This window comes from Streptomyces sp. NPDC033177 (genome assembly GCF_055577715.1).
The window spans coordinates 36,602-61,728 of the sequence record NZ_JBVIPS010000007.1 but is presented as its reverse complement, the minus strand read 5'-3'; the positions used below and the strand labels follow the sequence as shown (position 1 = coordinate 61,728).

General features: G+C 72.5%; 24 protein-coding genes and 1 pseudogene. 14 read left to right on the top strand and 11 right to left on the bottom strand.

The window, feature by feature from the left end; genetic code table 11:
• The first annotated feature begins 31 nt into the window (after positions 1–31).
• The 4 genes from ACZ5U5_RS23980 (at position 32) to fxsA (ending at position 4,159) form a co-directional block, all read left to right on the top strand.
• On the top strand, positions 32–472 hold the full coding sequence (locus ACZ5U5_RS23980; protein WP_160503714.1) for an Lrp/AsnC family transcriptional regulator: 441 nt from the start codon (positions 32–34) through the stop codon (positions 470–472).
• 57 nt (positions 473–529) lie between these two features.
• A complete protein-coding gene (locus ACZ5U5_RS23975; RefSeq protein ID WP_469025131.1) occupies positions 530–2,173 on the top strand; it encodes an amidohydrolase in 1,644 nt (547 codons plus the stop codon).
• Positions 2,174–2,662: 489 nt separating this feature from the next.
• A complete protein-coding gene (locus tag ACZ5U5_RS23970; protein WP_469025129.1) occupies positions 2,663–3,502 on the top strand; it encodes a polyprenol monophosphomannose synthase in 840 nt (279 codons plus the stop codon).
• A 75-nt stretch (positions 3,503–3,577) separates the two neighbouring features.
• A complete protein-coding gene (gene fxsA / locus ACZ5U5_RS23965) occupies positions 3,578–4,159 on the top strand; it encodes an FxsA family membrane protein (protein ID WP_469025126.1) in 582 nt (193 codons plus the stop codon).
• A gap of 95 nt (positions 4,160–4,254) precedes the next feature.
• Here the strand turns inward: fxsA and ACZ5U5_RS23960 are convergent, their stop codons facing one another.
• The 4 genes from ACZ5U5_RS23960 to yczE all read right to left on the bottom strand — a co-directional run bounded on the left by ACZ5U5_RS23960 (position 4,255) and on the right by yczE (position 7,707).
• Positions 4,255–4,629 (bottom strand): RNA polymerase-binding protein RbpA, encoded by a 375-nt coding sequence (locus ACZ5U5_RS23960; RefSeq protein WP_030360404.1) that lies wholly within the window; start codon positions 4,627–4,629, stop codon positions 4,255–4,257.
• Positions 4,630–4,886: 257 nt separating this feature from the next.
• The gene (locus ACZ5U5_RS23955) at positions 4,887–6,239 is read right to left on the bottom strand and encodes an MFS transporter (protein WP_469025124.1); all 1,353 of its coding nucleotides are present in this window, start codon (positions 6,237–6,239) and stop codon (positions 4,887–4,889) included.
• A gap of 47 nt (positions 6,240–6,286) precedes the next feature.
• Positions 6,287–7,054: a glycerophosphodiester phosphodiesterase gene (locus ACZ5U5_RS23950; protein ID WP_469025121.1), complete on the bottom strand. Its 768-nt coding sequence runs from the start codon at positions 7,052–7,054 to the stop codon at positions 6,287–6,289.
• Positions 7,051–7,707, bottom strand: a complete 657-nt coding sequence (yczE, locus tag ACZ5U5_RS23945) for a membrane protein YczE (protein ID WP_469025119.1) — start codon at positions 7,705–7,707, stop codon at positions 7,051–7,053. The genes ACZ5U5_RS23950 and yczE overlap by 4 nt, the downstream gene beginning before the upstream one ends.
• A 101-nt stretch (positions 7,708–7,808) precedes the next feature.
• Here yczE and ACZ5U5_RS23940 point away from each other — a divergent pair, with 101 nt between their 5' ends.
• Entirely contained in the window at positions 7,809–9,308 is a 1,500-nt protein-coding gene (locus tag ACZ5U5_RS23940) for an SCO1417 family PLP biosynthesis transcription factor (RefSeq protein ID WP_469025116.1), read from the top strand.
• Positions 9,309–9,329: 21 nt separating this feature from the next.
• On the opposite strand, the gene ACZ5U5_RS23935 is transcribed toward ACZ5U5_RS23940, so the two are convergent.
• Both ACZ5U5_RS23935 and ACZ5U5_RS23930 read right to left on the bottom strand, forming a co-directional pair.
• The gene (locus tag ACZ5U5_RS23935; RefSeq protein WP_469025114.1) at positions 9,330–10,952 is read right to left on the bottom strand and encodes an ATP-binding protein; all 1,623 of its coding nucleotides are present in this window, start codon (positions 10,950–10,952) and stop codon (positions 9,330–9,332) included.
• A 48-nt stretch (positions 10,953–11,000) separates the two neighbouring features.
• Positions 11,001–11,195 carry a hypothetical protein gene (locus tag ACZ5U5_RS23930; RefSeq protein ID WP_160503705.1) on the bottom strand — a complete coding sequence of 65 codons (195 nt, stop codon included), beginning with the start codon at positions 11,193–11,195 and terminating at the stop codon, positions 11,001–11,003.
• A gap of 297 nt (positions 11,196–11,492) precedes the next feature.
• Here ACZ5U5_RS23930 and ACZ5U5_RS23925 point away from each other — a divergent pair, with 297 nt between their 5' ends.
• From ACZ5U5_RS23925 to ACZ5U5_RS23900, 6 genes and pseudogenes are all read left to right on the top strand, one after another.
• On the top strand, positions 11,493–11,885 hold the full coding sequence (locus tag ACZ5U5_RS23925) for an ankyrin repeat domain-containing protein (protein WP_160503704.1): 393 nt from the start codon (positions 11,493–11,495) through the stop codon (positions 11,883–11,885).
• Positions 11,886–12,187: 302 nt separating this feature from the next.
• A complete protein-coding gene (locus ACZ5U5_RS23920; RefSeq protein ID WP_469025110.1) occupies positions 12,188–13,606 on the top strand; it encodes a HEAT repeat domain-containing protein in 1,419 nt (472 codons plus the stop codon).
• 134 nt (positions 13,607–13,740) lie between these two features.
• On the top strand, positions 13,741–14,871 hold the full coding sequence (locus tag ACZ5U5_RS23915; RefSeq protein WP_469025107.1) for a glycosyltransferase family 4 protein: 1,131 nt from the start codon (positions 13,741–13,743) through the stop codon (positions 14,869–14,871).
• A complete protein-coding gene (locus ACZ5U5_RS23910) occupies positions 14,868–16,133 on the top strand; it encodes a glycosyltransferase (RefSeq protein ID WP_469025104.1) in 1,266 nt (421 codons plus the stop codon). The genes ACZ5U5_RS23915 and ACZ5U5_RS23910 overlap by 4 nt, the downstream gene beginning before the upstream one ends.
• Positions 16,130–16,984: an SGNH/GDSL hydrolase family protein gene (locus tag ACZ5U5_RS23905; RefSeq protein WP_469025102.1), complete on the top strand. Its 855-nt coding sequence runs from the start codon at positions 16,130–16,132 to the stop codon at positions 16,982–16,984. Before ACZ5U5_RS23910 ends, ACZ5U5_RS23905 begins: the two co-directional genes overlap by 4 nt.
• A gap of 61 nt (positions 16,985–17,045) precedes the next feature.
• Positions 17,046–17,225: pseudogene (locus ACZ5U5_RS23900) on the top strand (SGNH/GDSL hydrolase family protein); the annotation flags it as partial.
• Between the two features lie 21 nt (positions 17,226–17,246).
• Here ACZ5U5_RS23900 and ACZ5U5_RS23895 read toward each other — a convergent pair.
• From ACZ5U5_RS23895 to ACZ5U5_RS23875, 5 genes are read right to left on the bottom strand one after another with little or no spacing between them, the layout of a single operon-like run.
• Positions 17,247–18,116, bottom strand: a complete 870-nt coding sequence (locus ACZ5U5_RS23895) for a 5-oxoprolinase subunit C family protein (protein ID WP_469025099.1) — start codon at positions 18,114–18,116, stop codon at positions 17,247–17,249.
• The gene (locus ACZ5U5_RS23890) at positions 18,113–18,748 is read right to left on the bottom strand and encodes a 5-oxoprolinase subunit B family protein (protein ID WP_469025096.1); all 636 of its coding nucleotides are present in this window, start codon (positions 18,746–18,748) and stop codon (positions 18,113–18,115) included. Before ACZ5U5_RS23890 ends, ACZ5U5_RS23895 begins: the two co-directional genes overlap by 4 nt.
• Positions 18,745–19,521, bottom strand: a complete 777-nt coding sequence (locus ACZ5U5_RS23885) for a LamB/YcsF family protein (protein WP_469025094.1) — start codon at positions 19,519–19,521, stop codon at positions 18,745–18,747. The genes ACZ5U5_RS23890 and ACZ5U5_RS23885 overlap by 4 nt, the downstream gene beginning before the upstream one ends.
• Before the next feature lie 34 nt (positions 19,522–19,555).
• Positions 19,556–20,347, bottom strand: coding sequence for a putative hydro-lyase (locus ACZ5U5_RS23880; RefSeq protein WP_469025091.1), 792 nt, complete (start codon positions 20,345–20,347; stop codon positions 19,556–19,558).
• On the bottom strand, positions 20,344–21,654 hold the full coding sequence (locus ACZ5U5_RS23875; protein WP_469025088.1) for an MFS transporter: 1,311 nt from the start codon (positions 21,652–21,654) through the stop codon (positions 20,344–20,346). The genes ACZ5U5_RS23880 and ACZ5U5_RS23875 overlap by 4 nt, the downstream gene beginning before the upstream one ends.
• A 123-nt stretch (positions 21,655–21,777) precedes the next feature.
• On the opposite strand from ACZ5U5_RS23875, the gene ACZ5U5_RS23870 reads away from it, so the two are divergent.
• The 3 genes from ACZ5U5_RS23870 to ACZ5U5_RS23860 all read left to right on the top strand — a co-directional run bounded on the left by ACZ5U5_RS23870 (position 21,778) and on the right by ACZ5U5_RS23860 (position 25,081).
• The gene (locus ACZ5U5_RS23870; protein ID WP_469026086.1) at positions 21,778–22,482 is read left to right on the top strand and encodes a GntR family transcriptional regulator; all 705 of its coding nucleotides are present in this window, start codon (positions 21,778–21,780) and stop codon (positions 22,480–22,482) included.
• An 81-nt stretch (positions 22,483–22,563) separates the two neighbouring features.
• The gene (locus tag ACZ5U5_RS23865; protein WP_469025085.1) at positions 22,564–24,090 is read left to right on the top strand and encodes a hypothetical protein; all 1,527 of its coding nucleotides are present in this window, start codon (positions 22,564–22,566) and stop codon (positions 24,088–24,090) included.
• Positions 24,091–24,187: 97 nt separating this feature from the next.
• A complete protein-coding gene (locus tag ACZ5U5_RS23860; protein ID WP_453451327.1) occupies positions 24,188–25,081 on the top strand; it encodes a hypothetical protein in 894 nt (297 codons plus the stop codon).
• Positions 25,082–25,127: the final 46 nt, after the last annotated feature.

The window sequence follows — 25,127 nt, the reverse complement described above, 5'->3', positions numbered from 1 at the left end:
GGAGGGATCAAGAGCCCTGTAGGTTCGGCGCATGGAGGAGCTGGACCGACAGATCGTGCAGCTGCTCGTCAAGGACGGGCGGATGAGCTACACCGACCTGGGCAAGGCCACGGGCCTGTCCACATCGGCCGTGCACCAGCGGGTGCGCCGCCTGGAGCAGCGCGGCGTCATCCGCGGCTATGCCGCGGTCGTGGACGCCGAGGCCGTCGGCCTGCCGCTCACCGCGTTCATCTCGGTGAAGCCGTTCGACCCCAGCGCACCCGACGACATCGCCGAACGCCTCGCGGGCGTCCCGGAGATCGAGGCGTGCCACAGCGTGGCGGGCGACGAGAACTACATCCTCAAGGTGCGGGTGGCGACTCCACTGGAACTGGAGCATCTCTTGAGCCGTCTGCGAGCGCTTGCCGGCGTCTCCACGCGGACGACGGTCGTCCTCTCCACGCCGTACGAGGCCAGGCCTCCGCAGGTCTGAGCCGCCCGTGGGTGACCCCTGCGCGGGGCCCGCACGGGCAGGGGCCAGACTGGTCCCATGAGCGAGAGCACCACCCCCCAGAACGGCCCTCAGGGCCACCGCACCGTGCTGCTGCGCGGTGGCGACGTCCACAGCCCCGCCGATCCGTTCGCCACGGCCATGGTCGTCGAACGCGGGCACGTCGCCTGGGTGGGATCCGAGGGCGCGGCCGACGCCTTCGCCGACGGTGTGGATGAGGTCGTCGACCTCGAAGGAGCGCTCGTCACCCCCGCGTTCACCGATGCGCATGTGCACACCACGTCGACCGGCCTCGCCTTGACGGGCCTGGATCTGACGGGTGCCCGCTCCCTCGGTGAAACGCTCGCTCTCGTACGTGAACACGCCGCCGCCCGGCCGCACGACCGGGTTCTGCTCGGCCACGGCTGGGACTCGGCCCGCTGGGCGGACGGCCGTCCGCCAGCGCGCGCGGAACTCGACGAGGCTGCCGGTGGCCGTCCCCTCTACCTCACCCGCATCGACGTCCACTCGGCAGTCGTCACCACAGCACTGCTCGACCTCGTCCCCGGCATCACCGCGCGCACCGGATTCCGCCCGGACGCGCCGCTGACCGGCGACGCCCATCACGCGGTGCGCGCCGCGGCCCTCGGCGCGCTCTCCCCGCAGCAGCGCACAGAGGCCCAGCGGGCGGCGCTGCGACGTGCCGCGTCCCTCGGCATCGGTTCCGTGCACGAGTGCGCGGGCCCCGAGATCTCCAGCGAGGACGACCTCACCGGGCTGCTGCGCCTCGCCGCCGAAGAGGCCGGGCCGCGCGTCGTCGGCTACTGGGCGCAGCAGGGCGAGGAAGGCGTCGCCCGTGCAAAGGAACTGGGGGCCATCGGCGCCGCGGGTGACCTCTTCGTCGACGGGGCCCTCGGTTCGCACACCGCCTGCCTGCACGAGCCCTACGCCGACTCCGGCCACACCGGCACCGCCTACCTGGACGCGGCCGCCGTCGCCGCGCACGTCGTCGCCTGCACCGACGCAGGGGTCCAGGCGGGTTTCCACGCCATCGGTGACGCCGCGGTGACCGCCGTCGTCGAGGGCATCCGCGCCGCGTCCGAGAAGGTCGGCCTGGCCCGCGTCCGCGCCGCCAGGCACCGTGTCGAGCACGCCGAGATGCTCACCCCCGAGACGATCGCCGCCTTCGCGGAGCTCGGCCTCACCGCCTCCGTGCAGCCCGCCTTCGACGCCCTGTGGGGCGGCGACGACGGCATGTACGTCCAGCGCCTGGGCGCCGAACGCGCCCGCACCCTCAACCCGTACGCGGCCCTCCTGCGCACCGGCGTCCCGCTCGCCTTCGGCTCCGACAGCCCCGTCACCCCCCTCGACCCCTGGGGCACCGTCCGCGCCGCCGCGTTCCACCAGACCCTCGACCACCGCGTGTCGGTGCGCGCCGCCTTCACGGCCCATACCCGCGGCGGCTGGCGGGCCATCGGCCGGGACGACGCGGGTGTCCTGGTGCCGGGTGCGCCCGCCGACTACGCCGTCTGGCGCACCGCCGAGCTCGTCGTCCAGGCGCCGGACGACCGGGTCGCCCGCTGGTCGACCGATCCGCGCTCCGGGACGCCCGGACTGCCGGACCTCTCGCCGGGCGCCGAACTCCCCGTCTGTCTGCGCACGGTGGTCTTCGGACAGCCGGTCTTCGTACGGCCGGACGAGTGATGTCCCGGCGGTGCGTACCGCCGATCGCGGCCCGTTGTCGCGTCGCACGACCTGCGTATCCTCGGCACTGACCTGGCTGTCTTTGGAATCGGCCCAGGTCACATGGCTATTGACAGAACGCGGCCGTCGGCCGGTAGGTTCGGCCGGGTCCACCAAAGGACGTCCGACCGGAGAAATTCCACGCAGCCGTCGAACGCCGCTGGGCCATGGGCGGTGTGCCGCACCGGCGCACCACCACTGGGAGCCAGGTCCAGCGCCCGCGCCGCGGAAGCGAGGGAACGTTCCACCGGGCCGGCAGGTGTGACCCGGGTGGGGCCCGGACGCTCAGTAGACAACGGCTCTCGGTCGACCCGCAGCCAGCGGGCCCCAGGTCGGCCCGAAGGGTGCCGGGCCCCGATCCGCAGTACTCCCCTCCACCGCCCGTGCCGCCGTGGCCGTGCGGGGAGCGGCCACTATGGTGGTCCTCTGCGTACGAACGAAGGGGCAGTAGTGAACGACGGCGGTGCGGTCTCCGAAACCGGTGACCAGGGGAGGCAGTTCGGCCCGCTCGGCCTGGCCTTGGTGATCATTCCGACCTACAACGAGGCGGAGAACCTCCAGGCCATCGTCGGTCGTGTCCGCGTCGCCGTGCCCGAGGCGCACATCCTCGTCGCCGACGACAACAGCCCCGACGGCACCGGCAAGATCGCCGACGAGCTCGCGGCCGACGACGAGAACGTGCACGTACTGCACCGCAAGGGCAAGGAAGGCCTCGGCGCGGCCTACCTCGCGGGCTTCCAGTGGGGCCTGGACAACGGCTACGGCGTGGTCGTCGAGATGGATGCCGACGGCTCCCACCAGCCCGAGGAACTGCCCCGGCTGCTCACCGCGCTCAAGGGCGCCGACCTCGTGCTCGGCTCGCGCTGGGTGCCGGGCGGACGGATCGTCAACTGGCCCAAGTACCGCGAGATCATCTCCCGCGGCGGCAGCACGTACTCCCGCCTGATGCTCGACGTGCCGATCCGCGACGTCACCGGTGGCTACCGCGCCTTCCGCCGCGAGACCCTCGAAGGCATCGGCCTCGGCGAGGTCGCCTCGCAGGGGTACTGCTTCCAGGTCGACCTGGCGCGCCGCGCGATCAAGGCGGGCTATCACGTCGTCGAGGTGCCCATCACCTTCGTCGAGCGGGAGCACGGCGACAGCAAGATGAGCCAGGACATCGTGGCCGAGGCGCTGTGGCGGGTCACCGCGTGGGGCGTGGGCGAGCGGGTGGGCCGTGTGGGCCGTGCCCTGGGCCGCAAGGACGCCGAAGGGGCGCAGGAGCCCTACAAGGACGGCAAGAAGCCCTGATCGTCGCTCCGGCGGACGAAGCTTGTTGATCATTCCCTTATGCCGGTCTGAGCCGTGTCCAGGCACACTGGAGCCATGACGACTGGCGTACCGCCCACCCGACCTGCCCGGCCCCGGCGTTCCCGCGTCCTCAGGTTCCTGCCGCTCGGCATCGCCGCGTGGCTGGTCCTGGAGATCTGGCTGCTCACCGTCGTGGCGGGCGCCGCCGGCGGGCTCACGGTGTTCTTGCTGCTCGTGGCCGGTGTGGTGCTCGGCGGCATGGTCATCAAGCACGCCGGGCGCCGCGCCTTCCGCGAGCTGAGCGAGGCGGTGCAACAGCAGCAGAGCGGCCTGGCGCCGCATCCCTCCGAGCGGGGCGGCGGCAATGCCCTGACGATGCTGGGCGGCCTGCTGATCATCCTGCCGGGGCTGATCTCCGATGCCCTCGGCCTGCTTCTGCTGGTGCCACCCGTCCAAAAGGCCGTCAGCCGAAAGGCGGAGAAGACCTTCGAGCGCAAGGTCCGTGAGGCGGCCACCCAGGGCGGTCTCGGCGACGCCTTCCAGCAGGCGCGCATGCGCCGTCCGGACGGCAAGGTCGTCCAGGGCGAGGTCATCAGGGACGACGAGCGGCCGCCCCGCGGCCCGCACCCGGACGACCCGCAGCTGCCTCCGCGCTGAGCGGTCCGGAGCAGCACGAAGGACGCAGCACGAAGGCCGGGGCCACTGCTCAGCAGTGGCCCCGGCCTTCGTGTGCGGTGTTGTTCAGTCCGCCGTCAGGCGGACTTGCGGCTGTCCCGCGGATGCACCGCGATGTTCATGGCTCCTGACCGGAGAACCGCGAGGCGCTCCTCCAGGACCTCCTCGAGTTCCTCTCGAGTACGGCGCTCCATGAGCATGTCCCAGTGCGTACGCGCAGGCTTCCCCTTCTTCTCTTCAGGTCCGTCGCCGTCTACGAGGAGTGCCTGGGCCCCGCAGACCTTGCACTCCCACTCCGGCGGGATCTCCGCCTCGACCGAGAACGGCATCTCGAAACGATGTCCGTTCTGGCATGCGTACTCCACGGCCTGGCGCGGAGCCAGGTCGATGCCGCGGTCGGTCTCGTAGCTTGTCACCACGAGACGCGTGCCGCGAAGAGCTCGCTCACTCATGAATCGTGCCTCCCGGGCTTGTCGCCCACAGGACAGGTGTCGCTGTCGTCGTCATCCGGTCAACGTCCGGTCGGCGGTAAAGATTCCCGTTTAAGGGTCATGCGTCGCCGTCGTATGCCGCCCCTTGTTGTACCCACCAGCGCCCGGTATGTCACATCTGACAGAGGATGTCACCCTGCGTTTCTGAATCTTAAGCGCGCAGTAACGGTCCGCCTGGTAAGCCAAACGCGTACACTACCGCCCTTTGGCTTCAGTTGCTAAATCCTGTCGGGTACGGGATTTCCCGCGTCGCGGATCGCGCGCCCTACGGGTACCCGCGCGAGCAGGACGAAACCGATCACGAAGAAGGCCACGAGCGAGACGATCGCGTCCCGGTAGCTCCCGGTGAGCTGATAGGTCAGGCCGAAGATCAGCGGCCCAAGCCAGGCCATCCCGCGATCACTGATCTCGTACGCGGAGAAGTACTCGGCCTCCTTGCCCGCGGGCACCAGGTGCGAGAACAGGGACCGCGAGAGCGCCTGCGAACCCCCGAGCACCAGACCGATCCCCGCCGCGAGCACGAAGAACCACACCGGCGCGCCCGCGGGCAGGAAGAATCCCGCCCCGATCGTCACCGTCCACGCGACGAGTGAACCGAGGATGGTCCGTTTGGCGCCGTACGTCCGTGCGAGGCGACCCATGGCGAGCGCCCCGGCCACCGCGAGCACCTGGACGAGGAGTACCGCCACGATCAGCGTGGACTGGCCGAGACCGAGCTCTTCGGAGCCGTAGACGGACGCCTGGGAGATCACCGTCTGCACGCCGTCGTTGTAGACGAGGTAGGCGAGCAGGAAGGACAGGGTGTGCGGATGGCGGCGCATGTCGCGCACGGTCGACGCGAGCTGCCGCCAGCCGCGTGCCGACGCCGCGGAAGGCGGCACCTTGCGGTCACGCAGCCGCCTCAGCGGTATGAGCGTGAAGGCGCCCCACCACACGCCGGCGGAGGCCAGACAGATGCGCACGGCCGTCGACTCCGAGACGCCGAAGGTTTCGTGGGCCAGGAACAGGACCAGATTCGCCACGAGGACGAGCGCCCCCGCCGCGTAACCGAACGCCCAGCCGCGCGAGGAGACCGTGTCACGCTCCTGTGGGGGCGCGATCTGCGGCAGGTAGGAGTTGTAGAGCACCATCGAGACGGCGAGCGAGGCGTTGGCGACGATCAGCAGGAAGCCGCCGAGCAGATAGCGGTCGCCGTCCAGGAAGAACATGCCCGCCGTCGCCGCGGCCCCCAGGTAGGCGGCCACCGCGAGGAGCGGCTTCTTGCGGCCCGTACGGTCGGCGGCGGCGCCCGCCATCGGCATGACCACGACGGACAGGATCACCGACGCCGACACCGCGTACGCGAAGAAGGACCCGGCGCTGACCGGGATGCCCAGCGGGTGGACGTATCCGTCGCCGTCCGCGGCCGACTTGGCGATCTCCGTCAGGTACGGGCCGAGGAACACCGTCAGGACGCTGGTCGAGTAGACGGAGCACGCCCAGTCGTAGAAGTACCAGCCGCGCTGCTCCCGCCGTCGTTCGGCGGCGCTCTCGTCGGCAGGTGGCGTTGCCCGCACGGTGTCGGTGCCCACCCGTGCCCCCTCGCTGGTCCCCTTGGCCGCTGCCGCCCCGGAGGCGGTCAGGCCCAGGCTCCCCGGTCCTTCAGCACTTCGCGCAGCGTCTCGATGTGATCAGAGATGATGCCATCTACACCGAGATCGAGGAGAGCGGCCATGCGTCCGGCGTCGTTCACCGTCCAGACGTGCACCTGCAGCCCGCGCGCGTGGGCCGCGCGGACGAAGCGGTGGTCCACCACACGTATCCCGCCGTGTGTCTCGGGCACCTGTGCGCAGACCGCGGAGCGGCGCACGCCGGCCGGGACGCCGAACGAGCTCAGCCGCAGGGCCGCCACCCCCCGCGTGCCGTACGAGGTGGCCAGGCGCGGGCCCGCCAGCCGCTGGGCGCGGGTCACGCGGGCCTCGGAGAAGGAGCCGACGCACACGCGGTCCCAGGCGTTGGTGCGGCGCAGCAGTTCGAGGAGCGGGAGCAGGGCGGGTCCGGCCTTGACGTCCACGTTCCAGCGGACGTCGGGGAAGGACTCCAGGAGCTCTTCGAAGAGGGGCACCGGCTCGCTGCCCGCCACGCGCGCGTGGCGCACGGCGCTCCAGGGGAGGTCGGCTATCTGCCCGGCCGTGTCCGTGACCCGGTCGAGCGTCGCGTCGTGGAAGGCCACGAGGCGGCCGTCCGACGTGGCGTGCACATCCGTCTCGATGTAGCGGTAGCCCAGGCCGACCGCGCGCCGGAACGCCGCGGCGGTGTTCTCCAGGCCGTCCGCCGCCCCGCCGCGGTGGGCGAAGGCGAGCGGGCCGGGATGGTCGAGATAGGGATGGCGTACGGGCTTGGTCACCGCTGCAGTATCGCGCGCTCCGGTTGCCCGCCGGCAGCCACCACGCCTCCCCCGGATGGAGCAGGGGCGGCGAAGACGCGCAAGAAGAACTGGGCCAATGGACCGATCGCCAGCGCGTAGAGCACCGTGCCGATGCCCACCGTGCCCCCGAAGGCGAAGCCGGTGGCGACCACGGCCACCTCGACCAGCGTCCGCATCAGCCGGATCGAGCGGCCCGTGCGCTGATGCAGGCCCGTCATCAGGCCGTCCCGGGGGCCCGGCCCGAACTGCGCGGCGATGTAGAGCCCGGTCGCCACGCCGTTCAGGACGATCCCCGCCACGAGCAGCGCGATGCGGGCGCCGAGCGCGTGCGCGTCCGGCATCAGCGCGAGGGTGCCGTCCATCGCGAGGCCGACGACGAAGACGTTGGAGACCGTGCCGAGTCCGGGTCGCTGGCGCAACGGGATCCACAGGAGCAGCACCGCCGCGCCGATGAAGATCGAGACCACGCCGATGGACATCCCCGTCAGCTCGGCGAGGCCCTGATGCAGCACGTTCCACGGTTCGAGGCCGAGTCCGGCCACCACCAACAGCCCCGAGCTCGCGCCGTAGAGCGCCAGGCCGACGTACAACTGGATCAGCCGTCGTGCGAGATGTGGCTTGGTCGTGGACAAGAGATGCCCCCCTGCTGGTGGTGGTGGCCTGACGCATGACACTCTGTGGCTCGTAAAGGGATACCAACCATGGCCAATTCCAGGAAGGTGGACTGGGAATCATGGCTCAGTGGACTTCGGCGGTGGGCGCCGCACAGCTCGCCCGGCTGCTCACCTCTCAGCAGACGCGCCCCGCGGGCCCCGGCTCGCGCCGCCCGCCCGCCTACCGCGCCCTGGCCGACGGCGTCCGCATGCTCGTCCTCGAAGGACGTGTGCCGGTCGCCGCGCGGCTGCCCGCCGAGCGTGAGCTCGCCGTGTCCCTCGCCGTCAGCCGGACCACGGTCGCGGCCGCGTACGAGGCGCTGCGCACCGAAGGCTTCCTGGAATCCCGCAGGGGAGCGGGCAGTTGGACCGCGGTCCCGGCCGGCAACCCCTTGCCCGCGCGCGGCCTCGAACCCCTCCCGCCCGAGGCGCTCGGCTCCATGATCGACCTCGGCTGCGCCGCGCTGCCCGCGCCGGAACCCTGGCTCACCCGCGCCGTGCAGGGCGCCCTGGAGGAACTCCCTCCGTACGCGCACACGCACGGCGACTTCCCGGCAGGTCTGCCCGCGCTGCGCCAGATGCTCGCCGAGCGCTACACCGCGCGCGGCATCCCGACGATGCCCGAACAGATCATGGTGACGACCGGCGCGATGGGCGCGATCGACGCGATCTGTCATCTGTTCGCGCCGCGCGGCGAACGCATCGCCGTCGAGTCCCCGTCGTACGCCAACATTCTTCAGCTGATGCGCGAGACGGGCGCTCGTCTCGTCCCCGTCGCCATGTCCGAGGGGCTCGAGGGCTGGGACATGGACCGCTGGCGCCAGGTGCTGCGCGACGCGGCACCCCGGCTCGCCTACGTGGTCGCGGACTTCCACAACCCCACGGGAGCCCTCGCCTCCGAGGACCAGCGACGCAAGCTCGTCGACGCCGCGCGCTCGGCGGGCACGGTCCTCGTCGTCGACGAGACCATGATCGAGCTGCAGCTCGACGACGACCTGACGATGCCGCGCCCCGTCTGCGGCTTCGACCCGGCGGGCTCGACCGTCATCACCGTCGGCTCGGCCAGCAAGGCCTTCTGGGCGGGCATGCGCATCGGCTGGGTGCGGGCGGCGCCCGACGTCATCCGCAGCCTCGTCTCGGCACGCGCGTACGCCGACATGGGGACCCCGGTCCTGGAACAGCTGGCGGTGAACTGGCTCCTGAGCACCGGCGGCTGGGAATCGGCCGTGCAGGTCCGCAGGGCGCAGGCCCGCGAGAACCGCGACGCCCTGGTTGCCGCCGTCCGCCGCGAACTGCCCGAATGGGAGTTCGCGGTACCGGCGGGCGGCCTCACCCTGTGGGCGCGCTCCGGCGGCCTTTCCGGCTCCCGCATCGCCGAAGTGGGCGAACGGGTCGGGGTCAGGGTCCCGTCAGGGCCGCGCTTCGGGGTGGACGGAGCCTTCGAGGGGTATGTGCGGCTGCCGTTCACCGTGGGAGGCGCGGTGGCCGAGGAGGCGGCGGTGCGCCTCGCCGCTGCCGCGCGGCTTGTGGAGACAGGGGCGGGCGGGGGCGTGGAGGCGTCCCGGTCCTTCGTGGCCTGAGCCCCGGGCCGCGGTGAGGCGTCAGCCTTCGGCGGGCACGGGCTCCGGCTGCGCGCCCGGCTTCACCGCCGCCGTGTCGGGATCGGCGACGACCTCGGTGCCCGGCTCTTCTGTGGCCGTCCCTGCGTCGGCGGGGGCGCTGCGTGGGGGCAGCAGCTCCGTCACCGCCTGGCGGTGGGCCTCGCTCGTCGCGTCGTCGTACGGGTCGGGCGTCGCGGGCACCTGGAGCCGGTGCACCTGACCCGTGCCGAGCCGGGCGTACCCGCGGCCGGGCGGGACGTCGCAGGTGGGCGTCGTGCGCGGCGGCACCCCGAGGATGTCCTCCACCTGGTCGGGCGTCGTGGGGCCGAGCACCACGCGCGCGCGTGTGTGCTGGCGCACCGGGTCGCTCAGGGCGTCGAGGCTGTCGAACTGGTCGGCCACGACGACCGTGACGTTGGCCGCCCTGCCGTGCCGCAGGGGCACCTGGAGCAGGGACTGCGGGTCCTTGCGTCCGTCGGCGGCCGCGAGGTGACCGAGCACGCTGGGGCGGTCCATGAGGATCCACAGGGGGCGCTTGGTGTCCTCGGGGGCGGGATGGCCCGCCTGGCGGGCCCGGTTGGCGGAGATGAGGCGACGCTCCGTCTCGTGCGCCGCCCACTCCAGGCTGGCCAGGGCTCCGGCGAGCCCGCACTCGATGGCGAGGACGCCGTCACGCCCGGTCAGGCAGGCGTAGTCGCCGATGCCGCTGCCTTCGACGATCAGGACGTCGCCGTGCTGCAGGGCCTGCAGGGCGACGGAACGGAGCAGGGTGGTGGTGCCGCTGCCGGGCTCGCCGACCACCAGGAGGTGCGGCTCGGTGGAGCGGGGGCCGGTGCGCCAGACGACGGGGGGCACGTCGCGCTGTGTGTCGCCGTCCGCCACGGGGAGGGTGCGCTGGACCCCGGTGGGATCGGTGAAGCCGAGCACGGTCTCGCCGGGGGCCGTGACGAACCGCTGGGCGGCGATGTCGGTGGGAAGCGGGGCCAGCACGTTCACCGTGAGCTGGTTGCCCTCCTCGTCCCACTCGAAGTGGTACTCGCGGCCACGGCCCGCCTTGGCGTGCAGCAGCTGCTCGATGCGGGTGCGGGACTCGGCCTCGCCGTCCGTGAAGTACGCGGGGTAGCGCACCACCAGATGGGAGACACGTCCGTCGTCGTCGAACTCGTACGACGTGAGGGCCTTGTCCCACTCCCCGCCGTGCGCGAAGAGCGGCGCCGGGTCCTCGGGGACCGAGAAGTACGGCACGAGCGCTTCGTAGAGGGACTGCAGCCGCTGGGTCTGCGCCTCGTCGGGGCCGGTGGGGGCCGGCTCCGTGCGTTCCCGGCCGGTCCACGCGGCGGCCGCCATCAGGCAGATGGCGGCGAGCAGCGGACCGTACGGCATGAGGGTCACGACCAGGATCACGGAGGCCGCGAGGAACAGCAGCGGTCCGCGCCGGTCCTTGGGGGTGTCGGCCCACTTGCGCCGCCCGGCACCCGCAAGGCGGCGCAGTCCACGAGTGATCGTGATCAGCGGGTGGAGGACATCGGTGGCGCTGTCGGCGGCCGACCGTGCGAACTCCCGGCTGCGGGCGATCGAGGCGGTGCCGTTGCTCAGGATGCGGGGGAGGGGGCGCCGGGCCACGTCAGTCTCCAGATGGTGCGAACGAAGTGCTGCGGGGGGCAGGAGGCGTCAGAACTTGATCCCGCCCAGGAGGCTCGCCAGGCTCGCGCTGCCGGCCTTGATGCTCGGGGCGATGGCGGTGCCCGCCATGAAGAAGCCGAAGAGCGCGCAGACCACGGCGTGGGACGCCTTGAGCCCGTCCTTGCGGAAGAACAGGAAGACGATGATGCCGAGCAGCACGACGCCCGAGATGGAAAGGATCATGACGGTTCTCCTGGTTGGTGGGGACAGTCACCATGAGTTGTTCCAGGTTCACAGCATGTATCCATACGATAAAAGGTGCAAATGGGGGAATTTTCGCGGATTTCCCTCGAATGGCGGAGGTCTGATGGGCCTCCTGAGCGCGACTTCGGGAGGCGTCCGGGTGCCTTCGTGATCTTTGCCGCGGGCGCGCCCCGTCATGTGCCCGGACGGGCAGTACCCTGTCGATTCACTCGTACGGCTGCATCGGGCGCCGTACCTATCCCCGAAGTCACCCCGCAGTCGAAAGGCGGTCTGGTCATGAGCGAAGCCCCCGACCCGGAAGTCGTGGAGCTGGCGACCAAGATCTTCGATCTGGCGCGCCAGGGCGACACCGCGGCCCTCGCCGCGTACGTGGACGCAGGCGTTCCGGCGAATCTCACCAACGACAGCGGCGACTCGCTCGTGATGCTCGCCGCCTACCACGGCCACGCGGACGCGGTCCGGGCGCTCCTGGAGCGGGGCGGTGACGCCAACCGTGCCAACGACCGGGGGCAGACGCCGCTCGCCGGCGCCGTCTTCAAGGGCGAGGACGCGGTGATCCGGGCGCTGCTCGACGGAGGAGCGGATCCGGCCGCGGGCACGCCGTCGGCGGTGGACACCGCCCGCATGTTCGCCAAGACGGAGCTGCTCGAGCTGTTCGGGGCGGCCTGAGCGGGGTACCTGACCAGCAACAACGGGGGCGCTGGAAATGTGGTCGCGGCGGTGTGAACCGCTGGGTCATCATGACGACGTGATTCACGGACGCGACGGCGGGGCAGGAGTTGCCGCACCGCGTGGACCGTGAGCGGCCCGCCCCCGGACCTCCCGTCCGGGATCCCTACGGGCCACCGACGAGAGGCAGAGGAAGATGGTCTACAGCAAGCAAGAGACGGCGGGCGGCCCGACGTGTTGGCGCACGGCCAGGTAATTCACGATTCCCGGTTGCGTCGACGCTTGATGTGAGGCTGTTTCCCATGTTCGATCCGGTCATAGCGCCCAGCGGTACGCTGCTCGGCCTGCTGCAGCGGGGCCGCGGCGACGGCACCCTGCACGCACTCACCGCACCCCGGTCCGAGGCGCTCGCCGCCCTGGAGACCTGCGTGCTCCACGACCCACGCCACGACTGGCAGGTCGAGAACCGCTCCCTCTACTACGCCAGGCTCTACCTCGATCTCCGTGGCGGGATCGAGGAGATCGAGCGGCATCTGTTCGACCCCGAGGACGTCCTGAACACGGACGACTCACGCACCGGCCTGGCACTCGCCGTCCTGGGGCACCTCGCCTCGTACGGCAGGCATGACGCCCTCGAACTGCTGCGTCGCTACGCGGCCTTCGGCACCAACTGGGCCTGGGCCCTGGACGAACTGGCGTTGCGGGACGACGACGCGGGCCTGCGCGCCCTCGCCGTGCCCGTGCTCGCCAGATTCCCCTCGGACGCCGAGGGCGAGGCCGAACTGGCCGCCGTCGTGCGCGACGCCTACGAACCCCGGCCCTGGCGGCTGTGGGAGGAGGACCCCCGGGAGGCTGTCGGCGCCCGCGTGCGCGCCGCACGGGAACAGGGCTCCTTCGACCGCTGGCAGCGACAGATGCGCCCCTCCGGGCCGCGCCCCGGCTGGAGCGTCCAGGCCGTCTTCGACTGGGCACAGGAAGGGCTCGAACGCGGAGCCGTCCTGCATGTGCCCGCCGCCCGCTGCCTGAGCGCGGTCGCCGGGCCCGAAGATCGCGCCGAGATCCTCGAAGCCGCCCGCAACGGCTCCGACGGGGCGCGCGGCACGGCCCTGCGCTACCTCGCCGACGCCCAGGACCCCGACGTGTTCGACCTGATCGAGTTCGCGGTGGAGAGCCCGTCACGGGCTGTCGTGGACGCCGCGGCCGAGGCCTTCGAACGGATGCGCAGTGTCGCCGCCGTCGAACGGGCCCGCCGCTGGGCCCAGCGGCCCGACGAGCTCGGCGCCGCCGCGGGACGGGTGCTCGCCTGCAGGGGCGGCGCCCAGGACAGCAAGCTCGTGCTCGCCGCGCTCCGCGAGGCCGTCCGCGGCGAAGGCCCGGACGCACCTACTCTCTGGACACTCGTCGACGGCGCGGGACGGCTTGGCATCGCCTGCGCGGCCCCCGTCCTGCGACACGTCTACCGCGAGACCGCCTCCTCCCATCTCCGTGGCCGCGCGGCCCGCGCGCTCGCCGCCACCGACCCCTCCTTCGCCGCCGGATTCGCCGTCGAGTGCCTGTGGGACTGCGAGGAGTCCACCCGCGAGGTCGCCGCACGGCACGCCGAGACCGGCGACGCCCGCGTGGTCACCCAGCTCAGAAGGCTCGCCGCGGACCCCGCCGAGGAGGACGAGGTGCAGACCGCGGTACGCAGCAGGATCGACCCCGACGCGGCCGAGGTGTAGCTCCCTGCGCGGCGGCGGCAGTGCCGGACGCGCCCCGGGGCGGGGCGCACGCGGAGGGCAACGCTCATGGGACGTTCCTCGCCAGGAAAGATCCACGTTGACGTGACCACGCCCCGCGGGACGACAACACGGGTATGCGTGTCGTCATCGTCACCGAATCCTTCCCTCCCGACGTCAACGGGGTGGCGCACTGCGCCCTGCAGACCGCCCGGCAGCTCGCCGCGCGCGGTCACGACCCCCTGGTCATCGCCCCGGCCACCCCGGCCGGGGCGGACGCCGCAGCCGACGCAAGCGCGCCCTGCCCCGTCATCCGTGTCCCCTCCCTGCCCCTTCCCGGATACCCCCAGGTCAGGGTGGCCCTGCCCAGCCGACGCCTGTCGGCGGCACTGAGCGCGCACCGGGCCCAACTCGTCCACCTGGCCAGCCCGTTCGTCCTCGGCGCGCGCGGCATGGCGTCCGCCGCGCGCCTGGGCATACCCGCCGTCGCCGTCTACCAGACGGATCTGGGCGGCTACGCCCGTACGTACATGGGGATGGGCGAGTCCACCGCCTGGCGCCGCATCCGTGCCGTCCACGCCGCGGCCGACCGCACCCTCGCCCCGTCGTCCGCGGCTCTGCGTGATCTCGTGGCGCACGGGGTGCCACGGGTGCGGCTCTGGCCTCGGGGCGTGGACACGGCCCGGTTCGGACCCACCCTGCGGGACGAGGCCGTACGCCGTGAACTCGCGCCGAACGGCGAGCTGATCGTCGGCTACGTAGGCCGTCTCGCCCCCGAGAAGCAGGTCGAGCTCCTTGCCGGGGTGTGCTCCCTGGAGGGCGTGCGCCTGGTCGTCGTCGGTGACGGGCCCAGCGAGGGTTCCGTCCGGGCGGCGCTGCCCGGCGCGGTCATGCTGGGGCGCCGCACCGGCGGCGAACTCGCGCGGATCTTCGCCTCATTGGACCTGTTCGTGCACACCGGGCCCTACGAGACGTTCTGCCAGACCGTGCAGGAAGCCATGGCCAGCGGGGTGCCGGTGATCGCGCCCGCCGCGGGCGGACCGCTCGACCTCGTCGTCCCGGGGCGCACCGGAGTCCTGGTGCCGCCGCGCGACGCCCTCGCGGTGCGGGACGCGGTCTGGGCGCTCGCGGCCGATCCGGGGCTGCGAGCGGCGTACGGGAGGGCCGGGCGGGTGGCCGTCGAGGGGCGGACCTGGGACGCGGTGGGCGAGCAACTCGTCGACCACTACTCCCAGGTGCTCGCCGCGCGGACGGCGGTGGCGGCATGAGGGCGGCCCTGTACCGGGAAGCGGCCTACCGTGCGGCGGCGGCTCGGGGCGGCGCGCGTCCCGCCGACTCGCTGCGCATCGTGCGGCTCGCGAACTTCGTGGCCCCCTCGTCGGGCGGACTGCGTACCGCGCTGCGGGAACTGGGGCGCGGCTACCGCGCGGCCGGGCACGAGCCCGTGCTGATCGTCCCCGGCGAGCGGGCCGGTGTCCGCGAGACCGACCATGGCCGTGTCGTGACCCTGCCGGGCCCGCTGCTGCCCGGCACCGGCGGCTACCGCGTCCTCACGGACCGGCGAAGGGTGGCCCGGGTCCTCGAACGCCTCGCCCCCGACCGCATCGAGGTCTCCGACCGTACGACCCTGCGCTGGACCGGCGCCTGGGCCAGGCACCGCAGGATCCCGGCCGTGATGGTCTCCCACGAGACGGCCCATGGTGTCCTCAGCACCTGGGGCATGCCCGGGGAGGCCGCCCTGCGGGCCGCCGACGCCCTCAACTCCCGTACGGCGCACGCCTATGCGCGGGTCGTGTGCACCACGGAGTGGGCGGAGCGCGAGTTCGTCCGCATCGGGGCGCGCAACGTCGTCCGCGCGCCACTCGGTGTCGACCTGGTGGGCAGCCATCCGGCGATGCGTGATCCACGCGTGCGTGCCCGCCATGCGCGCGGGGGCGAGGCCCTCCTTGTCCTGTGCTCACGACTGTCCGTGGAGAAGCGGCCGGGCATGGCCCTTGACGCCCTGGAGGCGCTCCGTGGCCGGGGAGTTCCGGCGGTCCTCGTGGTGGCGGGGGACGGGCCGCTGCGCGCCCGCCTCGAACTGCGGGCGCGTCAGCGGCGGTTGCCGGTGACGTTCCTGGGGCACGTCGCGGACCGCGCGGCCTTGGCGGCACTGCAGGCCACGGCCGACGTCTGCCTCGCGCCGGGCCCCTGCGAGACGTTCGGGCTCGCGGCACTTGAGGCGCTGGCCTGCGGTACGCCCGTGGTGGCCAGCGCGTCGTCGGCGCTTCCGGAGATCGTGGGCGGCGCGGGTGCGGTGGCGAAGGACAACGGCGAAGCGTTCGCGTCCGCCGTCCACGCTCTCCTCGCGCGCCCCGAGGAATCCCGGAGGGAGACGGCACGCGCGCGTGCCGAGTGCTTCGGATGGGAGAAGGCGGTCGCCGCGTTCCTGGGGGCGCATGAGGCGGGGTCGGGAGTCGGAGGTGACGCCGGGGCCGGGGGCGGGGCTGCCGGTGGCGGGTTTGGGTCGCGTGAGGGATGGGCGTCGTGAAGCCGCTGTGTTTTGTCGCCCTGGGGGATTCCCTCAGCGAGGGGGTCGGTGATCCGGTGGGGCAGGGTCTGCGGGGGTGGGCGGCGCTGTTGGCCGAGGGGCTTGTGGCGGGTGAGAGGGAGGCGCGGTTCCACAACCTCGCCGTCAGTGGGGCCCAGACCTCGGACGTGCTGCGGCGCCAGCTCCCCGCGGCGCTGGAGCTGCGGCCCGACCTGGCGTCCGTGATCGTCGGCGTCAACGACACCCTCCGCTGCACGTTCGACATCCATGGCGTGGCCTCGCGGCTCGACGAGATCTACGGGGCCTGCGCTCGGCAAGGCATCCCGCTGCTCACCGCCTGCCTCCCCGACCCGGGGGCCATGCTCGGGCTGCCCGGCGCGCTGGCCCGCCCGCTGGCCCGGCGGCAACGCACGGTAAACGCCGTCGTGCACGCACTGTCCGAGCGGTACGGCGCCGTGCACCTGCACCTCGCGGACGACGCGTGGGTCGCCGACCGCACCCTGTGGAGCGCGGACCGGCTGCACCCCGGCGAGCGAGGCCACCGCCTGGTCGCCGCCCGCTTCCACGCCCTGCTCGCCGCCCGGGGCCTCGCGGCGGGCAGCCCGCCCTCGCGCGAGCCCCAACTGCCGTCGCCCACCCGGTCGGCGAGCCTGCTGTGGCTGGCCACCGCGGGCACCGGCTGGGTGGCGCGCAGATGTACAGATCTGCTGCCCCAGTTGCTCGCGCTTGCCGCGGCCGAGGTACGTCACCAGGTGCGGGGCAGCAGCGCTCGGCTCGACCTGGGTGCCGCCGACGCGGTGTCGGCGGCCCTTGCCGCGCTGACCGTGGCCGAGCAGCCGGAGGCGGCGTAGAGGGGGTGCGGAGGGGATGCCTCAGCGTCGTGCCGCCGGGACGAATCGGACCGGCGTCCCCGGCACCGGCTGGGTGGCGCGCAGATGTACCGATCTGCTGCCCCAGTTGCTCACCCTGGCAGTCGACGAGGTACGTCACCAGGTGCGGGGCAGCAGCGTCCGGCTCGACCTGGGCGCCGCCGACGCGGTGTCGGCGGCCCTGGCCGCGCTGACCGTGGCCGAGCAGCCGGAGGCGGCGTAGAGGGGGTGCGGAGGGGATGCCTCAGCGTCGTGCCGCCGGGACGAAACGAAGCGGCGTGCCTGGCACCGCCTGCGCCGCACCGGCCAGATCGGCCTCCCTGACCACCGCGATCACCGGATAGCCCCCGGTCGTCGGATGGTCGGCGAGGAACACCACGGGCCGGCCGTCCGGCGGCACCTGGACGGCACCGAGGACCATGCCCTCGCTGGGGAGCTCACCGGTGAACGCCCGCTCCAGGGAGGGGCCTTCGGTGCGCAGGCCGATGCGGTTGCTCGCCGAGGACACCCAGTACGCGCGCGTGGTCAGCGTGCGCAGGGCCGCGGGAGTGAACCAGTCGGCGCGCGGACCCGGCGTCACCCGCAGGATCAGCTCGCGGGGCGGCGCGGGGTGCGGGACGGTGTCCACGCGCGCGTGGGGCCCCGCGGCCACCCCCAGCGGGATGACGACTCCGTCCGCGAGCGGGGGAGGGCCGAGCCCCGAAAGCAGGTCGGTGGAGCGGCTGGCGAGGACCGGGTCGGCGGCCACTCCGCCGCTGAACGCGACATAGCAACGTACTCCGGAGACGGCCGCCGAGACGTCGAGCAGCGCACCGGCCGGTACCCGCACGGGCGCGCCCCAGGCCACCGGGCGGCCGTCGACCGTCACCGGACAGGGTGCCCCCACGACCGCCACCGTCACCGCGCAACGCGGCCGCACCGAGCACCCGTTGAGCGTGGTCTCCAGGACGGCGGCGTCGGACGGGTTGCCGAGGAGGCGGTTGGCGAGGCGGGCCGCGGCCGGATCGAGGGCCCCGGAACGCGGCACCCCGAGGTGCGCGTGCCCGGGGCGGCCCTGATCCTGCACTGTGGTCAGCGCCCCGGCCCGGACCACGGCGAAGGCACGGTCGGTCATCGTGCCTCCGAGCCCGGTTCGAGGGGGCTGGGCACGAAGCGCACCCGGACCCCGGGGGTGAGCAGCGCGGCGGGCACGCGCGCGTGGTCCCACAGCACGGCGTCGGTCGTGCCGATCAACTGCCAGCCGCCCGGCGAGGACCGCGGATACATCCCCGTGTACGGTCCCGCGAGGGCGACGCTGCCGGCCGGGACGCTCGTGCGCGGTGTGGCCCGGCGAGGCACGTCATAACGCTCCGGAAGCCCGGTGAGATAACCGAAGCCGGGCGCGAACCCGCAGAACGCGACCCGGAATTCGGTGGCCGCGTGGATCCGTGCCACCTCCGCCACCGGCACCCCCCAGTGCGCCGCCACATCGGCCAGATCGGGCCCGTCGTAGCGGACCGGGATCTCCCGTACGTCCTCCGCGCGCGCGGACAGCGCCGGTACCTCCAGGGCGGCGAGCTCCGCGCCGACGCGGCCGGGGTCGTCAAGGCCGTCCAGAAGCACCGTGCGGGCCGCGGGCACGATCTCCCGCACGCGGATCAGGCCCGCGGCCCTGCGGCGCAGCAGCTCGGCGTGGAGCGCCTGCGCCTCGTCGCCGTCGGCGAGTTCCACGAGCAGCGCCAGATCGCCGACCGGAAGCACCCTCACGCGAAGGCCTCCACCCGCACGCCCGCCGCTTCGAGGCGCGCCCGGACCTGCCGGGCGAGGGCCACCGCCCCCGGGGTGTCGCCGTGCAGGCACAGCGAGCGCGCGCGGACGCCGATCCGCTGGCCGTCCAGAGCGGCGACGGACCCGGACCGGGCCATGTCCACGGAACGTTCGACGACGAGGTCCGCCTCCGTGATGACGGCACCCTCGCTGCCGCGCGGCACGAGCGTCCCCTCCGGGGTGTACGCGCGGTCCGCGAACGCCTCGGTGACGAACGGCAGTCCGGCCTTGTCGGCCACCTCAAGGAAGCGCGACCCCGGCAGCCCGAGGACGGGCAGCGTGTCATCCGCGAGGAGGACCCCGTCGACGACGGCGTGGGCCTGGTCCTCGTCGTGGACGATGCGGTTGTAGAGCGCGCCGTGCGGCTTCACGTATGACACGCGCGTGCCCGCCGCCCGCGCGAAGACCTCCAGGGCGCCGATTTGGTACGCCACTTCGGCCGCCAGTTCGCCGGCGGGTACGTCCATGGAGCGGCGCCCGAAGCCCGCCAGGTCACGGTAGGAGACCTGGGCGCCGATCCGTACGCCGCGCGCGGCGGCCTGTTCGCACACGCGGCGCATGGTGACCGCGTCCCCGGCGTGGAAGCCGCAGGCAACATTGGCGCTGGTGACGACGGAGAGCAGCTCTTCGTCGTCGGTCAGGCGCCAGCGGCCGAAGCCCTCACCGAGGTCGGCGTTGAGATCGATCACGGCGTCGATCGAGGGTTCCGTCATCTCCGTAGATCTCCTGTTTCCGTTCGGCGGCAGCTCAGGCCACCCGGTACTGCTCGTCGCGGGCATCGGTGACGAACATCTGGCCCGGCGCGTGCGTGATCGCGAACGGCGGGCGCGAGGCCATCACCGCCGCCTGGGGTGTCACCCCGCATGCCCAGAACACCGGGATGTCACCGGGCTCGGCGGCCACCGGATCGCCGAAGTCGGGCCGGGTCAGGTCGTCGATGCCGAGCCCCGATGGCTCCCCGCAGTGCACCGGACCGCCGTGCACCGCGGGCAGCAGCGAGGTCTCCCTGATCGCCGCCGAGAGGTGCTCGGGCGGGACGTGGCGCATCGACACCACCATGGGCCCGTGCAGGCGGCCCGCCGGGCGGCAGGGGCGCGCGGTCACGTACATGGAGACGTTGCGGCCCTGCTCGACATGGCGCATCGGCACGCCGGACTCCGTCAGCGCCCACTCGAAGGTGAAGCTGCAGCCGATGAGGAACGACACCAGGTCGTCCCGCCAGTGCTCGACCACGTCCGTGGGCTCGTCGGCCAACTCGCCGTCCCGCCACACCCGGTAGCGCGGCAGATCCGTCCGCAGATCGGCGCCGGGCGCAAGCGGCGTGGTCCACGAGCCCGCGTCCGTGACGTCGAGCACCGGGCAGGGCTTCGGGTTGCGCTGGCAGAACAGGAGCATGTCGTACGCCCAGTCGGCGGGCACGGCGATCAGATTGGCCTGGGTGTGGCCGGCCGCCCAGCCCGCCGTCGGCCCGCTCGTGCCCGCGCGAAAGAGCGCGCGGGCCTCCGCGGGGCTGTGCGACGCGGTGACCGAGAGGCTCATGTCAGCTCCTTCCCGCGCGTCTCGGGCAGTCCGAACAGGGCGAGCACGGCGATGGCGTAGCCCAGCGCGCCGAAGATCAGCGCACCGCCCACGCCCCAGCTGTCGGCCAGGAAACCGACCATGGTGGGGAACACGGCACCCACGGCGCGTCCGGTGTTGTACGTGAAGCCCTGCCCCGTGCCGCGCACGGCTGCCGGGTAGAGCTCGCTGAGGAACGAACCGAAGCCGCTGAAAATGGCCGACATGCAGAAGCCGAGCGGGAAACCGAGCACAAGGAGAAGGCCGTTGGCCCCGTCCGGGATGTTCGTGTAGGCCAGGATGCTGGCCGCGGAGAGGAACGCGAAGAGCGTGATGTTGCGTTTGCGGCCGAGCAGGTCGGTGAGATAGCCGCCGGCCAGATAGCCGATGAAGGCACCGGAGATCAGGAATGCGAGATATCCGCCCGTGCCGACCACCGTGAGTCCGCGTTCGGTCTTCAGGTAGGTGGGCACCCAGGTGGCGAGCGTGTAGTAGCCGCCCTGTACGCCGGTGGAGAGCAGGACCGCGAACAGCGTGACGCGCAGGAGACCGGGCTTGAAGATCGCGGTGAACGACCCCTTGTGCGCGCTCTTCTTGCGCTCCTCGGCCGCCTCCGGGGCGTCGTGCACGTTGCGGCGCACGTAGACGACGAGGAGGGCGGGCAGCGCGCCGGTCCAGAACATCACCCGCCAGGCGATGTCCTCGTCGAGGAACTGGAACACCAGGGTGTAGACGATGACCGCGAGCGCCCAGCCGACCGCCCAGGAGCTCTGGATCGCGCCGAGCGTGCGGCCGCGGTTCTTGGCGGTGGCGTACTCGGCGACCAGGATCGCGCCGACTGCCCACTCGCCGCCGAAACCGAGGCCCTGGAGGGCGCGGAAGACGAGCAGCGTCTCGTAGTTGGGCGCGAAGCCGCAGGCGACGGTGAAGACGGCGTACGTGATGACCGTGATCATCAGCGCCTTGACGCGGCCGATCCGGTCCGCGACCACCCCGGCGATCGCGCCGCCGATGGCGGAGACGACCAGGGTGACCGTGGTGAGCAGGCCCGTCTGCCCGCTGTCCAGGCCGTAGTACGCGGCGATCGCGACCATGCTCAGCGGCAGCGTGAAGTAGTCGTAGGAGTCGAGGGCGTAGCCGCCGAAGGCGCCCGCGAAGGCGCGGCGGCCGCGCGGTCCGAGGGCGCGCAGCCAGCCGAACGCGCCACTGTCGTCAGTGTCGTTGGCGGGGCCGCCGTTCGTGGGGCGGGTGTCGGTCGGCAGGGTCTGGGGCGGCGGGGGTGTGCTCATGGGCACCTCGCAGGAGGGGGGACTGTGCCGTGTCCGCCAAGGTAGGGGATCGTTGAACGATCCCTCAATACCCATGTTGTCTCGTTCTTGTATCTACGATTGAATCCGGGCATGGCTGAGGGAATGGCTGACCCGAGCGGACTGGCCGACGACCGTGCGCTCCTGGGGCGTACGAGTACCGCTGAGCGGGTGTCGGACATCCTCCGGAGCCGCATCGCCGAGGGCTATTTCCCGCCGGGAGTGCGCCTGTCGGAGGACAGCATCGGCGGCGCGCTCGGCGTCTCGCGCAACACGCTGCGCGAGGCCTTCCGTCTCCTCACGCACGAACGACTGCTGGTCCACCAGCTCAACCGCGGGGTATTTGTCCGAGTTCTCACGATTGAGGACGTCGAGGACATCTACCGCACCCGGCGTCTCGTGGAATGCGCGGTCGTCCGCGGTCTCGGCGATCCGCCCTTCGTCCTCGACGGTCTCGCCAGCGCCGTCGCGGACGGCACGAAGGCGGCCCGCGAGCGCAAGTGGAAGGGCGTCTCCACCGCCAACATCCACTTCCACCGGGAGCTGGTCGCGCTCGCCGGAAGCGCCCGCACCGACGAGGTGATGCGCAGCGTGTTCGCCGAACTCCGCCTGGCCTTCCACGTGGTGGACGACCCGCGCCGCCTGCACGAGCCCTACCTCGCGCGCAACCGGCAGATACTGCAGACCCTGCAGGAGGGCGACGCCACGGAAGCCGAGCGGCTGCTCGCGGTCTACCTGGACGACTCGCTGCGCGGCCTCGTCGAGGTCTACGGCAGCCGCGTGGCGCAGGGTGAGCGGGCGGGCGGCTGACCCCCGGGCGGACCGGCGAAGGGCGTTGCCAGATCTGCGCCGTTTCGACCGTTGTCAGACCGAGGATCTAGTCTGTGCAGCGTGACTTCGCCTGCCGTTACGGACACCGCTCCGCCCCAGCTCAGCGCGGGGCCGAGGCCCGCTCTGGGCCCGGCCGCCGACGAGGGCCTGGCGCGGCGGCTCCGCGCGCTCGCCTGCACGGCGCCGCTGCACGACCTGGACGTGCGCAAGGCCAACCTCGCGGGCGAGTACTCGGTGTACGCGATGGCGGAGGTGGCCCTCTCCGCCATCGACCTCGTCACCCTGAACATGGACTTCGACACCGGAGCCGACCACGAGCAGATCGTGACCAGGCTGCTGCCGCGCGTCGGGGCCCAGGCTCCCCGCCGCCCCGCAGCCGAGCACGAGCGCGTGGCCCGCTGGGTCCTGGAGAACCTGATCAACGTCGGCAGCGTCGACCGCGGCTTCCGCGCCGTGTACGGCACCTTCGCGCCCGACGGCACCTATGTGCGCAGGGACTACGACTTCAAGCTGATCGAAGAGGTGCCCGGTTACGGGGGCGGTGTCTATCTCCGCACGACGGACGAGGCGGTCAACGTCCTCGTGGGCGCCCTCGACACCGACGTCACCAGCGCCCAGATCGCCGCCGAGGTGAAGCTCGAGGTGCTCATCAGCCGCGGCCGTCTCGCCGACGCCCAGCTCGCCGCCGAGCAGGCGCGCTATCGGACCGTGCAGTACTCGGAGACGCTCCGCAGGGCCCTGGACGCCACCCGGCGCAACGTCCGCGCGGTCGACTGGCTCCAAGCCGTCCCCGACATGATCGCGGAGGCGCTCGACCACGTCGCCGACCGCTACCGCCACGAGAACGCGATCCTGACGAACATCCGCAAGGCACGCGACGAGTCCGAGGACCCCGAGCAGAAGCGCCGCGCCGCCGAGCTCGTCGACATCGTCAAGGACTGCATCCGCCGCCACACACAGCTCCAGTCCCGTCTCCTCGAAGCGGGCCCGCTGTTCCGCGCCGAGCAGGACCGCCAGGCCTTCGCGGCCCCCACCAGCCGGACCGGCCTCGATCTGTACGGCCAGCTCGTCGCCCCCCTCCTGCCCCTCCCGGTCGAGCAGGCGAGCCGCGTGACGGGCGCGTTCTTCGCGCGCGGGACGGGGCTGCGCACCCCCGTGTCCGTCCGCGTCGGCGACCTCGTGGACATACTGCTCACGCCGCCGCAGGAGCGGGAGCACCTGGGCATGGAGATGCCCGAGCCCGACCTCATCGCCACCCCCGACGACAGCCGCTTCAGCGAGGAACAGCTCGCCGACGCCATGGAACTGCTCGACCTGCCCGCCGACGCCCCGAGGCGCCTGTCCGGGCTGCTCGCCGACGCGCGCCGACGCGACACCGAACTGCCCTATCTGGTCGCCCTGCTCGCCGTCCACGCGGCAAGCCCGCCGGTCGGCACCGCCTACCGCCAAGGCGAGGAGAAGCTCCTGTTCGCCGTGGACGACGGCGCCCAGCTCGACGACCCGGAGTTCGGCGGCGCCGACCTCATCGTGGGCACGGCGCTGCTCGACGCCGCCGGCATGGCGGCCGGCCGGACGGAGGGCGCGTGAACACTCCCGAGACGCTCGTGAGCACCCCCGAATCGCTCATGAGCACCCCCGACCCCCGCCACCCTCTTCCGTACAACCGCCGCAAGGAGCACAAGCCGTGACCGAGCACCCCGCAGAGCACGCCGCGTGGGGCGAGCCGGACGCGACGGCGGCGCCCGCGGCGACCGCCCCCATCACCCCGGCCGACGCCGCCGACGCCGCACGCCTCGTCGCCTTCGGACTCCAGCCCAAGCTCCAGCCCGCCCGCGACCAGGAGTACGCTGAACTGCTGCGCAGGTACCGCGAGGACCCGCCCTTCGCGCGGCTCGCCGACGCCGTCGCCGCCGGGCTCGGTCTCGTCGTCCTGGAGGTGTCCCCGCGCGCGGGGATGGCCGTGACCGCCGCCGAGGACTCCGTGTTCGCCGTCCGCATGGGCGACTACGCACGCCGTACGGCCGCCGACTCCACCGATCGTTTCCTGCACGGCCTGGCCCATCTCGCCGTCGCCGCCCTGGCGTTCCCGCGCCCCGAGGACCTCGCCGACGACGGCTACATCGGACGCGTCACGGTCAACGGGGTGGACGCCTTCGTACGACAGGCCTGCCACCGTCTGGAGGAGCGCGCCGAGGAGCAGGGCGAGAACTCCGACCCGGCCACCGACACCCCCGGTCTGGAGGCGGCCTGGCGGATCTGGGCACGGCGCAGCTCGACCGGCGCCACCAAGGACGCCCGACGCCTCGCCGGGTCGACCACCGGAATCATCGGCAAGGCCGTCGCGTTCCTCACCGACTCCGGGTTCCTGCAGCGGACGGGCGACGACTCCGGGGGCACGTACCGCACCACGGCCCGCTATCAGCTGCAGGTGCGCGACATGGCGGGCGGCGCCGCCATGGCCGAACTCCTGGAACTGGGCATCGTGCCCGTCACGGACGGGTCCGCGACCCTGCTGCCTCCCGAAGAGACCGACGACCTGGAGCTGGCCGCCGACGCGGGGCTGCCGTTCCACTCCTGACGTCTCTCGCCCCGCCCCCCACATTCCCGCTGTTTCCCCACGACTT